The organism is Labilibaculum euxinicum, from assembly GCF_963678175.1.
Lineage (GTDB): Bacteria > Bacteroidota > Bacteroidia > Bacteroidales > Marinifilaceae > Labilibaculum > Labilibaculum euxinus.
In genome coordinates this window covers 3,062,662-3,079,336 of record NZ_OY782756.1, presented here as the reverse complement: position 1 = coordinate 3,079,336, position 16,675 = coordinate 3,062,662, and the positions used below count along the sequence as shown (strand labels likewise).

Below are 16,675 nucleotides of genomic sequence, written 5' to 3'. Positions count from 1 at the left end.
GGAATTATTCTGAGAATCGAAACTCAATCTTCTGAATAATGTTTTGTTAATTTTAGAAGATAAAAGTGTAAATTACGTTTACTATGATCAATGCTGATGCATTTATAAAAATTTATCGTCCAAAACAACCATATTATGGATACTCAAGAAAAATCAAAAAGTGATTTCATAAAAGAGTTGCATAAATTGCAGCAAGAGTTTAATTCCTTAACAATACTATACGATAAAAATATCGCCGAACAGAAACTCGCGAAACAAGAATTACTCCTTGCCAACAAAGAACTTGTCTATCAAAACGAATTGAAAGAAAAACGGGCTGCTGAGCTGGTTCTTGCGAACAAAGAACTTGTCTATCAAAATGAATTGAAAGAAAAACGGGCTGCTGAGCTAATCGTTGCCAACGAAGAACTTGCCTATCAAAACAAATTAAAAGAAAAACGGGCTGTAGAATTAGTGAATGCCAAAAACAAAGCCGAAGCAAGCGATCATCTAAAAACGGCCTTTATGAACAATATTTCGCATGAAATAAGAACCCCCCTCAATGGTATTCTTGGGTTTGCCCCCCTTATAATACAATCGGATATTACAATGGAAGAAAAAGAGGAATTTTTGGAAATTCTAAATTCCAGCAGCGACCGCCTGCTTAATACTATTAACGCCATAATGGATATATCACTGATAATTTCCGGAAATATGGAAGTACACCCTCAACCAATTAATATTTCCTCATTGCTGACAAACACCTATCATAATTTTCAAGAGTCCTGTATGAAAAAGAATGTGGCTGTTAAAATGCAATTCCCCGATAATGTTGATAATTTCATCCTTAATACGGATGGAGAATTACTGCAAAAAGCTGTATCTAAACTAGTATCTAATGCGGTAAAATTTACAACAAAAGGAAGTATTACTCTGGGCTTTGAACTAATAAACAATGAAATAGAAATCTTTGTAAAAGATACAGGAACAGGGATTGAAAAAGATTCGCAAAAGATTATATACAAGAGTTTTATGCAGGAAAATATTTCTGACACCCGTGGTCATGAAGGCAGTGGATTGGGTTTATCTATTTCCAAAGGCATAATACAATTGCTTGGTGGGAAAATACGTCTTGAATCCACAAAAGATATTGGAACAACAGTTTTTTTATCCATTCCAAACATTGCACCAGCAGTTTCTTCAAAACCAAAGAAAATAACAAAACCAATCAAAGAAAAGAAAACTCCATTCATATTAATCGCTGAAGACGACAATTCCTGTTATTATTATGAAGAGATTTTATTGAAAAACGACAACAAAATTGTAAGAGCCAGCAATGGACAAAAAGCTGTTGATTTATGCAAGATGCATCCGGATATCACTCTTGTTTTAATGGATATTAAAATGCCGGTAATGGATGGTATTGAAGCAACTCATCTGATTAAATCATTCCGAAAGGATTTGCCAATCGTTGCGGTTACTGCTCATGCACAAAGTGGAGATGCATTTAAAATAAAAGAAGCAGGATGCGATGAATACATTTCAAAACCAATTAAAAAAGCGAAACTGCTTTCTTTAATTCAAAAATATTCCAATAATAATTCTGAATTAGTTGACAACTAACCAACAAGTAATAAATCGCACAGCACTATTCTTTTTCGTGCCTTAAAAAAACACAATCACTAATAAACACAAAAATAATGACTTACGAAGATTTGGGATACAACCACATACTTGAAAGCTATAGAATCGAACAAAATTTAGATTCATTTGCTGTAGGTCGTGTTATATCGGAACACAAGGAAAGGTATGTTGTGAAAACACCAACAAAGGAGTTTGATTCTGAATTGATAGGAAATTTACGCTTTACGGCAGAAAGCAGATACGACTTTCCGGCCGTTGGCGACTGGGTCGCTTTTTCCGAATACGATGAAAAAAAAGCTCTGATTCATGCCATCTATCCCCGCAGTTCAGTAATTGAACGGCAAGCGGTTGGCAAATCAGGACAGGTACAAATAATTGCAGTAAATATCGATTACGGCATGATTGTACAATCTGTTAACCGCGATTTTAATATCAACCGATTAGAACGGTATTTAACCATTTGTTATGCTTCTAATGTGGAACCAATTATACTTCTTAGCAAAATTGATTTAATTACTGCTGCCGAGTTGGAAACTCTTCTTAATCTGATTGCAGAACGCATTAAAGATGTACGTGTAATTGCCGTTAGTAATGAATCGGATGCCGGATTGGATCAATTAACATCACTCATAAATACGGGGAAAACCTATTGTTTGCTTGGTTCTTCTGGTGTTGGAAAATCAACACTGATCAACAAGTTAAGCGGTAAGCAACTGATGAGTACAGGCGCTATCAGCGAAAGTATCGACCGAGGGAAACACATTACCAGCCACAGAGAATTAATTGTGCTTGAAAATGGCGGAATTTTAATCGATAATCCCGGAATGCGGGAAGTTGGAATTGCAAACACGGCCAGTGGTTTAGAAATGACATTCGATGGCATTATGCAATACGCCGAAAATTGCCGGTTTAAAGACTGCACCCACCAACACGAAAAAGGCTGTGCCATTTTAGAAGCTGTTGAAAATGGTGAAATTGATGCCAACTCGTATGCAAACTTTCAGAAAATGCAGCGGGAAAAGACACATTTTGAATCGACAGTGCAGGAAAAGAAAAACAAGGATAAAAGCTTTGGCAAGATGGTGAAAAATGTAAAAAAACAAAGAAAAGACAATAAGTTCTAAACAGTAATATGAATAAGAAAAGCCACCTCTCAGTGGCTTTTATCATCTCTTCCAGCCTGTCAGCGTTTCTTTTCGCCCCAATACTTTTCAAAAACCTCACCCTATCCCTCTCCTTTAAGGAGAGGAGAACACAGCTCCTGATATCTGCACATTTTTTTTGAAAGAAGGCTCTCTTCTACTCGGGGAGAAGGGCCGGGGTTGAGGTATTTATTCCCTCCCGCTTCACCAACATCTAAAATAGCTGCCATTCTATTTATCCTTTATATGGAACTATTATCACAATTAAACTCAGTGTTCCTAAATAATATTTTTTTACTTTTAAAAACGAAAAGATAAACACACCTACGTATAAACCCCTTCAAAACAGATAGCATTAAGATGATTAAACAAGAAATTGCGATAATATCAGATATTCACGGAAACTCATTAGCATTAAAGAAAGTTTTAGAAGATATCAATAATAGAGGTATTAAGACAATAATAAATTTAGGCGATAGTTTATATGGCCCATTAGATCCCAAAGGTACTTTTGAACTATTACAGAAACATAATGTGATAAGCATTTCTGGCAATCAAGACAGATTTATTCGTGAGAATTTAAGTGAGAAAACAGATTTTATAACTCTTGAGTATGTTAAGTCCCAAATTGATGATAAAGTAATAGAGTGGCTAAATTCGTTACCATTCAATACAATTTATGATGACAAGATCTATTGCTGTCATGCCAGCCCGCAAAATGATTCGATTTATTTACTGGAAAGTCTTGAGAAAGATTACGTAGCCATAAAGGACAAAAATGAGATAGATGCTTTGCTTACTCATGTAAAACAAAGTATTGTTATTTGCGGTCATAGCCATGTGTCAAAGATTGTTGAAACTGACAATAAATTAATTGTCAATTCTGGTAGTGTTGGATTACCAGCATATGATGATGATTTGCCAATCTACCATAAGATGGAGAATTATAATCCTTATGCCAATTATGCTATTTTGAGTTTCTATGACAATTCAATAAAAGTGGACAAAATTGCTATTAAATATGATTCTGAAAGTGCTGCAAAACTTGCTGAGTTAAACAACCGGGATGATTGGGCAACATGGATTAGAACTGGAATTGTATAGTGTTCCTTTACCAACACGAACATCAACAACACAAACCACCTTAAGGAATCCGCAACTTTTCAAAAACCTAACCCTATCCCTCACCTTTAAGGAGAGGAAAATACAGCTCCTAATATCTGCACATTTTTTTTGAAAGAAGGCTCCCTTCTCCTCGAGGAAACGGGCCGGGGTTGAGGTATCTGTTCCCTCCCACCACACCAACACCTAAAATAGCTGCTCATATCTTTCTTATGATTTTTTGCTGCAAATGGAAAAGATGGTTATCAAAACACAACCGACTGATAACAAACAAAATGACTACACAAATCTAGAAGCATTTTTCTAATTAAAATCATTCTTATAAATTTTCCCTATCATGAAATATACATTTTCAATTGAGAATATTCTCTTTTGAGGAGAATAATAAATAACTTTATCAAATAAGAAATGGATAAATAAAATTTAAAACAGGAGGCTAAATTATGGGATGCGACACAGGTTTAAAACCCAGAAAAAAAGTTCAAGTAGAAAATGCAAAAAATAGTAATCAATTAGTAAAGGAGGAAAAAACGATGAGTTCAACAATGGTAAGACAAGAAATGCCAAATTTCACAATGGATGCTTATGATGCTGCCACAGGTCATTTCACAACAGTATCGAGTGATAATTACAAAGGAAAATGGGCTGTAATATGCTTCTATCCTGCTGACTTTACCTTTGTTTGCCCAACTGAAATTGCGGCAATGAATGCTAAATATGATGAATTTCAGAAATTAAATACTGAAATCCTTGCTGTATCAGTTGATTCTAAATTTTCGCACAAAAGATTTGTTGAAACTGAACCAATCCTTAAAGGTTTAAGACTAACCATAGGTGCTGATGGAAATCAGGAAGTAAGCCGTGCATTTGGTGTACTTATCGAAGAAGAAGGTGTAGCACTGCGTGGTAGATTCTTATTTAACCCTGATGGAATTTGTGTAGCACAGGAAGTGCAAGCTGATTCTGTAGGTAGAAATGTAAATGAATTTCTACGTCAGGTGCAGGCATGGCAACATGCAACTAAAACAGGAGAAGTTTGTCCTGCCGGATGGAGACCAGGCAAAAAAACGCTTCCTGTTAATACTGATGCAGAAAAAATGACTGGACGTGTTGGTGATTACATTACAATTGAAGAAATTCTCGATTAATTCTTAATCAATACCGAAAAAGGCAGCTCCATAGAGATGCCTTTTCTTTTTACTTTATCAAGTTGTACTATTTCAAAAATTCCACAATCTCAACAAGCAAATAATCCAGCAACTCTTCCAAAAATTTTCGAGTGGTATGTCTTTCCCATCAGCGCTTCCGAACACCAACAAAAACAAACAATTTCCAACACAAACTACCTTAAGGAATCCGCAACTTTTCAAAAACCTCACCCTATCCCTCTCCTTTAAGGAGAGGAGAATACAGCTCCTAGTATCTGCACATTTTTTTTGAAAGAAGGCTCCCTTCTCCTCGAGGAGAAGGGCCGGGGTTGAGGTGTCTGTTCCCTCCCACTTCACCAATACTTTTCAAAAACCATTTATAACTATTTACGTTGCATATACTAACCCCTTTAAAAACAAGAAAAGCCACCTCTCGGTGGCTTTCTTTTTCTCCAGACCATATAGTCTCAACTAATTTTCAGCAGTCTCATTAACTACCAGCTCTTCATCCACTGCCTCTCCCTGCAGGTATCGGTATTCGAAACCATAGGTTCTCATAAATCTGCGCACATTCGATATTGGCTGGTTTCTCATCGAAAATTGAATGTAAGCAGCAATCTCCTTAATCATTGCATCAACGGGCTCGCGAACCCCGGCCAAATCTTTCTGCACCTTATTTACAGCACGATCGGCCGGAGCAATTTCGTCGAATTCCTTTTTTGCAGACTCCAAAGCCAATGCCACCTCCTCTACCGAGGGATTACTCATGGCTGGATAGGTAGCTTCAACCGCTTTTTGCTCTCCCAAAAGAATGTTTTCAGCAGCACTTACCAAATCCATATCCTTACTGAAAGTAGGTAATTCGCCACCCGCAGTAATGTTGTAGTAACGCAGCACTTCAGCAGGATGATCCATCCGGTAGGTTCTTCTTCTTAACCCATCAAAAAAATCGCGTACTACAACAGCAAGTTTGCCAAAACTTTCATTTTTCTCGCGAACCTCTTTCTGCCTGACCGATAAGCTGGCATTGCTCAGATCGTAAACCGTCTGAAATTTCAACTTCAGCTCTTCTGCCTCGAGCAGCAACTCAGCAGGAATAAAACTGGTTCCTAATTCTGCATCTTTCTGTGCAGTTGCAATGGAACGATCCAACACTTTTAACCGATTAATATCGGATGTTGGAAATACTAAATAAGCCATTTAATCTTCAATTATAGTTATACAAATGGATCAACGAATATCGTCTTCGCTTGATCCGGATAATTCTAAAATGATTTAACATGCAATTATAGCAACTTTTCTTTCTTTACAAGCCTTTCAGAGTACACAAGGGTGGCATCTCTGAAACTCCCGAAGGCTTGTGTGTCTTTTAAATGAGCATCCACGAAAAAAAATGAGGCTTGAGTGTGAATAAAACCGGCATCTGCAAAACTCCCAAGGGATTGTGTATTGCTGCAACCGGCATTCTTGAAACTCCGGGAGCATTGCGTGCCGCTAAAACGGGCATCTGCAAAACTCCGAGGGGTTTGTGCATTGCTAAAACCTGCATCAACTGAATTAGATGCCCGTTTATGGCAAACGAAACAGCTGTTTTTAACCAAAAAACAGGCCTGATGAAACATGTAAGTTAATTTGGAATTGCCCTTCCCCTCTACTCAACAAAGTTTTTTTTATCGAAATTCCAAGTTAACATTAATAGAGACAACTACAAAACAATATCCCACATTAACTGTTTAATTCAAACGCACAATACACTATTCACCTGAAACACAACAATATATTTTTTTATGATTTTTTGTTTGAGTAGGAGAAGATTTGTAAATTGGCGTGAAATTTTAATACTAATGACTATAGTTTTTAACAATACATGAAAACAAAAAACTCAGTACTAAGCCTGCTATTTATTTTTCTATTCTCAGCATTAAGCTCCTTAGCTCAAAGCTCAAAGAATTATTCAGTAGAAATGCATCCCGAATTTAAAACAGATGAACGGGAAATTCCTGAACAATACATTGGTAGTAACGAGAACGGTCATTATTTTTTATATTCGAAAGGTAAATACGGACAAGGTGTATCCTCTATTGTAAAATTCGATTTGAACTTTCTACCTACAAATGAGGAAATAGTACTTACAAAAGACAATGATAGTAAGCAAGATGATTTGTATTATAATCCTACAGAGAATAGAGAACAATCATTAGGTGTACTAAAGTTAGATGACCAGCTTTTAAATATCACTTCTATTTCAACCAAAGAGTATCGAAAATTCTTTGCAAAATCGATTGATTTAAAAAGCTTTACAATTACCAGCCAAAAAGAAATTGCCACAATTGAATTAGAGGACTGTAACGTAAACAAATCGCACATGTCTTTTGTTATGTCGCGGGACAGTAGTTCTGTGGGCCTTTTTTACACCATACCAACTAAAAAGAAGGAAAACCGAAAATTTAGTTTACTGGTATTCGACAAAGAATTTAATGAGATCAGTCATGACAATTATGAATTTCCGTTTGAGGCTGATGAATTTGCAATGATGAATGGTATTTTGGTGAATAAAGACGAAATGCTGATTTTATCGGCAAATTTAAGTAAAATGCCTGTTAATCCGAGCAGCAAGCGCATTCCCGATTACGACTATTCTCTCTATTCTCTTCAACAAGGAAAATCTACTTTAGTTGGTAAAATACCGAATGACAATATATGGCTTAACAATCTTAAAATGGTTATTACCAAATCATCAGTGAAATTTGTGGGTTTGTACTCCTATACAGGACGATTCGATGCATATGGCATCTTTTTTCATCAAATAGATCGAAAAAACGGGAAAATAATCACTCACAAACTAAATCCATTCAATCAGGAATTATTAGATCAGCATACTGAAATTTCAAGATCTGAAATTGGTTACAAGAGAAAAATCAAAAAATTCAAAGAATTCAAAGAATTGCCATATTACATTCCGCAAAGTATTCTAAAATATGATGATGGTTCAATTCTAATGATTGCCGAGCAAGTTCATACTTTTACACAATATGTTACCACATATTACTACGAAAACCTTATCGCACTAATGGTTGACAATGAAGGAAATATGCAATGGTCCAAACTGATAAAAAAAGACAATTCAAAAACAGGTAACTGGATATATTCCAGCTTTATATCAGTAAAAAGTAATGATAACTGCATTTTGATTTTCAATGACAAAACCGGTGAAACGAAGGATGATATCGATCGCAACTCTAATTTTTCCAAATATCTATGGAAATCCATTCGTCTTGTAGAATTAAATAAATCAGGAGAAATAATGAAAAAAGAGATTGCAAGTACTACTGAAACGGAGGGGTACCGCATTCGTCCAAGTTTAAGTTCCTGGATAAACGAAAACGAAGTTCTACTGTTTTCACAGATTCCTGGAAATGTAAAAAACCAACGTTTTATGAGTTTGAAAATAAGCGAATAGACAGGTCAATTCGTTTCATGTACCAGGTCGCTGTAAATGGTTTGACCATAGGCAGGCAATTGCACTTTCTTCATTTGCCATCAAAAACCGAAATACCACATCAAAAACCTCACCCTATCCCTCTCCTTTAAGGAGAGGAGAATACAGTTCCTCATATCTACACAATTTTAAAAGAAGGATCAGCCGGGGTTGAGGTGTCTGTTCTCTCCCACTTCACCCACACCTAAAATAGCTGCCCATATCTTTCTTATGATTTTTTGCTGCAAATGGGAAAGATGATTATCAAAACACAAATTGACAATAAAGCCACCCCGCGGTGGCCTTATTTTTACCAATTCTCTACTACAGAATAGGTTGACTTTAGCATGTCAAAGCGATATATTTATATCTCAAACTAATGAGATCTAACAGAAATGAAACACACATGAAACTGATCTATGCCTCAGATCTTCATGGAGATGATCACCTGTACAATGAGCTGATTACAATTCTCGACCAGGAAAAGGATGTTGATGCTCTTTTGTTGGGCGGAGACCTATTTGCCCATACCCGGATAGTCACCGATCAGCTTCAATTTATAGATAACTGTTTTTTACAATTCGCAAAGGAAATTAAGCTTGATATTCTTTTCATTCCGGGCAACAACGACTGGCCGGCAAGTATAATGAAAATGGAACAGTTGGCTCTTCCAAACATCATCCAGCAACTTCACTTGAAAAGCTATCGCTACAAAAACATGAATCTATCGGGCTACCCCATGGTACCCCACACTCCTTTTCATCGAAAAGATTACGAAGCCCGAGATCTTGAATCTGATGCTATTCAACCTCAGGAAGGCGATTACCTCTCCTCTGCCTCCGGTACTATCAAACCGATTCCTCCAAACTACTTTCTAAAAAAACCAAGTATAGAGGAACAAGTCCGGAATATCGATCCTAAGAGCAGAATATGGCTTTGCCATACTCCACCTTATGGAGGTAAACTAGATATTAGCTGGGAACAAAATCATCTGGGCAGTAAAGCGCTGACAAACCAAATTTGGAAGCAACAACCCATTTTAAGCTTGCATGGACACATTCACGAAGCACCGATGCTTAGTGGCAGTTGGGTTGATAAAATAGGAGAATCTTACTGCATAAATCCTGGCCGCAATGCCAAACAACTTTACGCTGCTATAATTGAACTCGATGAAAATGAAATCCTTCACACTCTCCGGCATACAGTATTTGGAAACTTTAAATTGTAAGCCAATGTTTTGATATCTAAATAAAAACCGGAAAATTATTTTTTCCTTAACTTATTCAATTGATTACTAACTGATAACACAAACAGATATGAAACGACTTATTTATTGCGCTGCCTTTCTGTTGGTAATAATTGCCGGCAAACAGGGCTTCGCGCAGAAACAAACCTTTAAGCCTTTTAAAGTAGAAGTAGGTGGAATTTTAGCATTTCCACTTGATAAAGAATCTGGATTGGGTGGCGGATCATACATTGAACCCAGGTACAGTCTAAATGATAATTTCACCTTTGGATTGCGTTTAGAAGGGGTCAGACTTAGTTCAGGTGAAATTTCTGTTGGAATTGGTCGTGTAAATATAGATGCTTCTACTGTTACACCAGTTCTGTTTACTTGTGATTACTTCTTCAACAACCAAAAAACACGCCCATTTGTTGGTCTTGGACTAGGGCTTTACAAAAGAAACGATCAAAGTATTGATACTGATATTTGGTCGGTAAATATAAACACAGGTTCTGAAAATAATTTTGGATTTGCCCCACGAATCGGTCTTAATGTTGGCCACATGAGGCTGGCAATGATTTACAACTTTACAGGAAATAACATCAGCGATTACCTAAGCGTACAGCTGGGCATTGAAATTGGAGGCGGAAAGAAAAAACAATAAAACCTTTCAGTTAAAATAAACCCCTGATTACCAAAAGGGTGTCCAAAAAGGAATATTTTGTATTGGATTGTCATGTTGAGCGGTTCCGATGGCTATCAGGACGAAACATCTGTTTTTCAAAGTGAAAGATTCTTCATCAGGCTCAGAATGACAATGGAACAATACTTTTTAGACACTCTCTTTCTTTTTTTCCGCAATGAGTGCAGTTCTTAACCATTTCTTATGAATAAAAAATGTTCATCCATATAGAATTCTTCCGAACTAAAATGAACCAATGATTGGGAATTTTAGCAGACTGTTTTCACAAGAAAAGCCATTATTTGTGAATGAAAAATTCCCCTTGGTCTGGATACGTGAATTAACGGCTTGTTTCCTCAATATAAGATCAAAAGATATTCTGTAAATCAGATATATTTTATTTTTTTGGTTATTTTCGCATCCTACCAAAGAATTGATGATGAAAAAAGTACTTCTATTCAAAATAGCCCTGTTCTGTCTCTGCTTTTTTTGCATTACATCCCCTTCAATGGCTCAAAACAGCGAGCAATTTCAAATTGATTCTTTACAGAAGCAGAACCGAATTGAAGCAAATCAAGAACAGCTTGTAGATAATTACAACCAAATAGCCTATTTATTTGGAGATATAAGTATTGACAGCTCTCTGCATTACAGCCAAAAAGGAATGCTGCTGGCTCAGAAAATTAATTACGATCATGGTTTGGCTGTATCCCATTTATACACTGCACGCGCATTAATTCAAGACGGAAAATTAAAGCCGGCAATGGAAAATTTCAATAAGGCTCTCAGTCAATTTATTCAGGAAAGAGATTCTGTCAACCTATTGGATTGTTACAGTGGCATGAGTTATTTGGCTTCCTATGAGTCAAATCAATTAAAAAGTCTTAACTACAATTTAAAAGCACTTAAAATTGCAGAAAAATTAAAGGATACAACCAGTTTGTCCATTCGCTACAACAACATTGGTGCAATTTACAAACGACTCGATAATTACGAATTGGCTTTGAATTATTTTCAAAGATCCATTGCTTTGGAACAAAATTCCGCTAACGCAGGAAATTTAGCCATTTCCTATGCCAATGTTGGGGTTTTAAAAGTCAAACATCATAAGTTTAGTGAAGCCGAATCTGATTATCAAAAAATAATGAGCCTATTGCCTGCAATTGACAGTCATTACGTTCGAGCCTATTTGTACCTGTCCTTATCGGGATACTATAATGGCATCAACAATTTTGATTCAACAAAATACTATATTAATAAAGCCAGCGAAATTTGTATCAAAAATAATTATCGGCACATCTTGGCGCGTGTATACCGCAAACAAGGAGAAATGCTTTTCAAACAAAAAAGGTACTCCGAAAGCATTCATTTTCTCGATAAATGCTTAAAATTATCCGATTCTATTGGTGTACAGGAAGAATATCCTGAGATTTATAAGATGAGAGCCAAAGCCTATTCACAAATTGGAAATCATAAACAAGCCTACAAATCACTGCAAAAGGCAAATAATGCCATCGATTCTTTAAAAAGTGAGAAAGTAGCTGAATATTTGGTTGAATTTGAAGAACAAAAGGCTAAGAATGAAATAGAGAAGCAACAGCTTGAATTGGCACTTAAAAATCAGCAGGCAAAAAATGCTGCTATTATCATGAAAAACAAGTACACACTGGCTTTGCTTGCTATTGTTCTACTCATTCTCTCGATTTCAATTGTGGCATTTTACTTTTTAAGATCCAAAAAAAACAATATCATTTTAAAATCACAGCATAAACTTATTAATGAACAAAAATTACTTCTGGAGGACAATATCAAAAAATTAGAAGTAAGTGAAGAAAACCTTCAAAAGCTAAATGCGACTAAAGACAAGTTTTTCTCCATTATTGCTCATGATTTAAAAAGTCCTTTTACTGCAATTCTGGGTTTTAATAATGAATTAACCAATCATTATAATGAGTACAGCGATGATGAGCGTTTGGAAATGATCAATCACGTTGGAGATGCCTCAAAATCGACCTATTCCCTGCTTGAAAATTTATTAACATGGTCCAGATCACAAAGTGGGTTTATTCAATTGAATAAAGAGGTACATCTTATAAAGAATCTGGCAGAAGAAGGCATCTTACCAAACATGGCTGCTGCTGAAATTAAAAAAATTAATGTCCTAAATAATATTGATGATGCACAAATAGTTTGGGCCGATAAGGAAACCATAAAAATAGTCGTTTCCAATTTATTTAATAACGCCATTAAATTCTGTAATGCAGGAGGTGTAATTAAGCTCACCGGAAAATTGAATCATGACGTGTTTGAAATTTGTGTACGCGACACCGGTATTGGCATGAGTGAACAAATAATGAATAATCTTTTTATGATTGAAAAGAACGCTCAACGCGTAGGAACCAACGAAGAAAAAGGGACCGGATTGGGTTTGATTCTTTGTCAGGAATTTGTTCATAAAAACGATGGCCAAATATGGGTAAAAAGCAAGGTTGGCGTGGGTACAGAAATGTATTTTTCTTTGCCTGTTATCAAAAATAAATAAATTCAGCAATGCTATCCCGAAGCTATTAATTTACTATTTCACGCAGGTTATTAAAGCTTAACGCTGCAGTGTATACCATTCCCCTTAATCAACAAACAGAACAACTTGACAACATAAAAAGATTCTCTGATCAACATCAACAGACTTGGCAAACTTGACATATATCAAAAACAATATCTTTTAGTACGTTTGCATGTCTTAATTTTTTTAAACTAAATCACATGAAAAAAATTGTACTACTATTTGCCATTATTGCAATTGGCACATCTTCATTTGCTCAGGATGTAAAATACGGAATAAAAGGAGGATTAAATCTTGCAAACTTTAGTGGCGATGATATGAAAGGCGATTCAAAAGCAGACATTTACTTTGGCGGTTTTATGAGAATGACTCTTACTGAATGGTTAGACTTTCAGCCAGAACTGGTTTATTCCCGTCAAGGATCATCTAATGATAGTGAAGGAATTGATGCAAAATTTAAAACAAACTTCTTAAACATTCCACTTTTAATGCGTGCAAAGATGATTGGTTCAGACAAGTTATATGCAATTGCAGGACCTCAGATAGGCATTCATTTAAGTTCTGAATATGAGGAAGACGGAGACACTGCTGATTTAGATAAAGCAATGAGCGTTTTGGATTTCTCAGTCGCTCTTGGACTTCAATATGACCTCAATAAACAATTTAGCATCGAAGCCCGCTACAATTTTGGATTAACAAAAATATTCGATAATGACTATTATGAAATAGATGCTAAAAATTCAGTTTTTCAAATTGGAATAGCTGCATCGTTCTAATTCATCCTGATTTTCTAAAATACAAAACAAAATCCGATCCAAATTGATCGGATTTTTTAGTGTTTATAACATTCTAATTCAGGCTGGTTATTCAACCAACCGAACATTATTTTCTACTTGCCATAAACAAAAAACTTAGTTAAATTAGCAACTTCTGTTTAACCAATCTAAGTACAAATGAATACCCCTGCAATTAAAAACCGCCTGCACGTTGTAGATGCTTTAAGAGGTTTTGCCCTTGTCTCTATTATGCTCCTTCACAATATTGAGCATTTCGATGTTTATTTTTCGCCGGCAAACCTTCCTGAATGGATGGTTTCTTTAGATAAAATAATCTGGGATTCATTGTTTTTCCTTTTCGGAGGTAAATCCTACGCGATATTCGCCTTACTATTTGGCTTAACATTTTTTATTCAGACTAATAATCAAAACAAACGAGGCAATGATTTTAGAGCACGCTTTGCCTGGCGTTTGCTGCTTCTTTTCATTTTTGGGATTATAAACTCAGCATTTTACCAAGGTGATATACTTACTCTTTATGCTTTTGTAGGTTTGTTTTTGATCCCCTTGGTGAAACTAAACAACAAGTGGATATTGGCTATAGCTTTACTCCTGTTTATTCAGCCTTACGAATTATTTAGCCTTTTTAAAGCCATACAAAATCCTGATATTAAAATAGCCAATCCAATATCATGGACCTATTTCGGCAAAATGGATGAATACGTAAAAGCAGATTCATTTTTAGGTACTGTATACGGTAATTTAACAAATGGGAAAAGAGCCGTTATTGCCTGGAGCTGGGAGAATGGTCGTTTTTTTCATATTCTTTCAACTTTTCTATTCGGGATGCTGGCCGGTCGTATGAATCTTTTTACTAAATCAGATAAAAACACCAAATTTTGGACAAAGACTTTTATCATTTCAATCATCGCATTTATTCCCCTGTTTATACTTCAAAAAAACCTTAGCGGATTAATTGGCAGTGAAGCCATTCGCCGCTCAGTGCAAACCATCGAAACCTCATGGACTAACCTTTCATTCATGGTATTTTTGGTATCAGGATTTGTTTTACTCTTCAACACCAATGCATTTCGAAATGTTCTGACACCATTTTCAGCAATAGGTAAAATGAGTCTTTCCAACTATGTATTTCAATCCATGTTAGGTGCCGGCATCTATTACGGATTTGGTTTGGGAATGTATCGATACACAGGTGCGACTTACAGCTTGTTAATCGGTATCGGCCTTGCTCTAATTCTAGGTCTGTTTTGCACCTGGTGGGATAAGAAACATTCTCACGGCCCATTGGAGGCTATCTGGCACAAAGCAACCTGGTTGGGAGCAAAATAGGCTTTACTCTTTGCAAGATCAATTCCACGGTAATTTCCAACATAATTTACTGGGCATGTTTACAATCATACATTTTTGTAGATTTTAAATATGAATCCCTACAAAAATGAAATTTTTCATGTCCTTACAATTCCTTAATTCTCTGAAATTGAACACCTATCCGTTTTAGGTACTTATTTTGATTGTTAGCTAGTATCTTTTTTAGAACGACTAACAAACAAATGGATTATGAAAGTATTGATACCAGTGGTTGATCATGAAAATGAAAAAAATAAGATTACTAAAGAATTTGATGATGCTGCCTCTTACTGCATATATGATAGCTTGAGTAAAACTTATGAATGGCTCCCTACGAATGCATTAACAAGCAAAATTGGCAACATCAGTTTTGCATTAAAACGTAAGGGTATCCTTTCGGTGATCATAAGAGAAATGCCAGTTATGGCCATTCATTTATTTACCGAAATGGGAATTGCCTTGTATCCCGCTCAGGGAAATAATTTAGAAGAAAACATTAAACTGTTCGACAAAGAAGAATTGCATCCTCTCACAATCGTAAATGGCAATGTGACACATGTAAGCCTTTCAAATTGCAGTACATCTTGTGGTTCATGCAATTCCGGATGCTAGTTATATTAGTTTCTATCACTAATCGTTACACGTAAATAACCTGATATGACAACAAGAAAATTAAACTGGAACCGATGGATGCAGGATGGTGATCAATTTCTAAAAGGAGCAACTCCAAAAGGTAAAAAAAGCATCTTGGGAAATACCGTTCGATACAATATGTTATCGATGTCTTTAGAAGGATACATCATGGCGATACTGGATTATCATCAAAATATGCCTCAAAATCACACTTACAGTGATCTTATTTATGGTCTGGAAGAGGTGATGTCAATTGATGCAACGCTTAAAAAACGCATCTTAAAATACGAAAACATCCAATCTATTTGTTCTTTGGAAAAGTATCATCGGTCGGAACCTACCGACGAAGATTTAGTTGACTTATTTGGAGCAATTCAGGAAATAAGCAAAATTGCACATGAAACATGCATAGAAAGCGTATAATCACTTTACTATGCGCATTAAAACAGTTATACAATCTCTTCAATTGCATAGTCTTGATTATTAAATTGAACGGTATCTCCTTTTTGTTTGCCAATAAATTGTTTTGCAAGCGGAGATGTAAGAGAAACCAAATAGTATTCCTTTTTGTCTAATTCAACTTTTCCCAAAGCAACAGACACAAAAAATCGAAGTTTATCAGTAATTACAAGAGATCCAAGAGAAATCGAAGAATTTAAAATTTCAGGATCAATTTTAGCCAGTACGCTTTGCATGTTTTGATTGCCTGCAAATTGCTGAGCCATTTTCTCCTGTTCCAAATGAACCATTGCCCGTCCGGTTTCATGCTTATCACCCGCACTGCTTTTGGTTTCGCTTCCAGCTGATTCCTTTAATTCCTGCAAAGCCATCTTATTGTGCTGCAACTTCTCTTCTATTGTCTGATATACATACAGATACAACTCTTTTTTTATTTCTAAGTATTTGCTCATAGAA

The 16,675-nt window shown here is 35.9% G+C and carries 16 protein-coding genes; 12 read left to right on the top strand and 4 right to left on the bottom strand.

Going from position 1 to position 16,675, the window contains the following annotated elements:
- Positions 1–135: 135 nt before the first annotated feature.
- Both ACY0M5_RS12220 and rsgA read left to right on the top strand, forming a co-directional pair.
- On the top strand, positions 136–1,602 hold the full coding sequence (locus tag ACY0M5_RS12220; RefSeq protein WP_461629323.1) for a hybrid sensor histidine kinase/response regulator: 1,467 nt from the start codon (positions 136–138) through the stop codon (positions 1,600–1,602).
- A 77-nt stretch (positions 1,603–1,679) separates the two neighbouring features.
- On the top strand, positions 1,680–2,747 hold the full coding sequence (gene rsgA, locus ACY0M5_RS12215; RefSeq protein WP_124991605.1) for a ribosome small subunit-dependent GTPase A: 1,068 nt from the start codon (positions 1,680–1,682) through the stop codon (positions 2,745–2,747).
- A gap of 101 nt (positions 2,748–2,848) precedes the next feature.
- Here the strand turns inward: rsgA and ACY0M5_RS12210 are convergent, their stop codons facing one another.
- The gene (locus tag ACY0M5_RS12210; RefSeq protein WP_461629322.1) at positions 2,849–2,995 is read right to left on the bottom strand and encodes a hypothetical protein; all 147 of its coding nucleotides are present in this window, start codon (positions 2,993–2,995) and stop codon (positions 2,849–2,851) included.
- Positions 2,996–3,125: 130 nt separating this feature from the next.
- Between ACY0M5_RS12210 and ACY0M5_RS12205 the strand changes: the two genes are divergently transcribed.
- Positions 3,126–3,869 (top strand): metallophosphoesterase family protein, encoded by a 744-nt coding sequence (locus ACY0M5_RS12205; protein WP_461629321.1) that lies wholly within the window; start codon positions 3,126–3,128, stop codon positions 3,867–3,869.
- A gap of 461 nt (positions 3,870–4,330) precedes the next feature.
- A complete protein-coding gene (locus ACY0M5_RS12200; protein WP_101309506.1) occupies positions 4,331–5,035 on the top strand; it encodes a peroxiredoxin in 705 nt (234 codons plus the stop codon).
- A 471-nt stretch (positions 5,036–5,506) separates the two neighbouring features.
- Here the strand turns inward: ACY0M5_RS12200 and ACY0M5_RS12195 are convergent, their stop codons facing one another.
- Together ACY0M5_RS12195 and ACY0M5_RS12190 are read right to left on the bottom strand one after the other, a co-directional pair.
- Positions 5,507–6,235 carry a hypothetical protein gene (locus tag ACY0M5_RS12195; RefSeq protein ID WP_461629320.1) on the bottom strand — a complete coding sequence of 243 codons (729 nt, stop codon included), beginning with the start codon at positions 6,233–6,235 and terminating at the stop codon, positions 5,507–5,509.
- 86 nt (positions 6,236–6,321) lie between these two features.
- A complete protein-coding gene (locus ACY0M5_RS12190) occupies positions 6,322–6,657 on the bottom strand; it encodes a hypothetical protein (protein WP_461629319.1) in 336 nt (111 codons plus the stop codon).
- A gap of 245 nt (positions 6,658–6,902) precedes the next feature.
- On the opposite strand from ACY0M5_RS12190, the gene ACY0M5_RS12185 reads away from it, so the two are divergent.
- The 8 genes from ACY0M5_RS12185 (at position 6,903) to ACY0M5_RS12150 (ending at position 16,183) form a co-directional block, all read left to right on the top strand.
- Positions 6,903–8,495: a hypothetical protein gene (locus tag ACY0M5_RS12185; protein ID WP_461629318.1), complete on the top strand. Its 1,593-nt coding sequence runs from the start codon at positions 6,903–6,905 to the stop codon at positions 8,493–8,495.
- 424 nt (positions 8,496–8,919) lie between these two features.
- The gene (locus tag ACY0M5_RS12180; protein WP_461629317.1) at positions 8,920–9,741 is read left to right on the top strand and encodes a metallophosphoesterase family protein; all 822 of its coding nucleotides are present in this window, start codon (positions 8,920–8,922) and stop codon (positions 9,739–9,741) included.
- Positions 9,742–9,829: 88 nt separating this feature from the next.
- Positions 9,830–10,402, top strand: a complete 573-nt coding sequence (locus ACY0M5_RS12175; RefSeq protein WP_461629316.1) for a hypothetical protein — start codon at positions 9,830–9,832, stop codon at positions 10,400–10,402.
- Positions 10,403–10,928: 526 nt separating this feature from the next.
- On the top strand, positions 10,929–12,962 hold the full coding sequence (locus ACY0M5_RS12170; protein ID WP_461629315.1) for a tetratricopeptide repeat-containing sensor histidine kinase: 2,034 nt from the start codon (positions 10,929–10,931) through the stop codon (positions 12,960–12,962).
- A 221-nt stretch (positions 12,963–13,183) separates the two neighbouring features.
- Entirely contained in the window at positions 13,184–13,759 is a 576-nt protein-coding gene (locus ACY0M5_RS12165) for a porin family protein (protein ID WP_156195994.1), read from the top strand.
- A 177-nt stretch (positions 13,760–13,936) separates the two neighbouring features.
- The gene (locus tag ACY0M5_RS12160; protein WP_461629314.1) at positions 13,937–15,109 is read left to right on the top strand and encodes a DUF418 domain-containing protein; all 1,173 of its coding nucleotides are present in this window, start codon (positions 13,937–13,939) and stop codon (positions 15,107–15,109) included.
- A gap of 228 nt (positions 15,110–15,337) precedes the next feature.
- Complete coding sequence (locus tag ACY0M5_RS12155; protein WP_461629313.1) at positions 15,338–15,739, top strand: hypothetical protein; 402 nt, start codon at positions 15,338–15,340, stop codon at positions 15,737–15,739.
- Positions 15,740–15,784: 45 nt separating this feature from the next.
- A complete protein-coding gene (locus ACY0M5_RS12150) occupies positions 15,785–16,183 on the top strand; it encodes a hypothetical protein (protein WP_461629312.1) in 399 nt (132 codons plus the stop codon).
- Positions 16,184–16,209: 26 nt separating this feature from the next.
- On the opposite strand, the gene ACY0M5_RS12145 is transcribed toward ACY0M5_RS12150, so the two are convergent.
- On the bottom strand, positions 16,210–16,671 hold the full coding sequence (locus ACY0M5_RS12145; protein ID WP_461629311.1) for a hypothetical protein: 462 nt from the start codon (positions 16,669–16,671) through the stop codon (positions 16,210–16,212).
- Between the last annotated feature and the right edge of the window lie 4 nt (positions 16,672–16,675).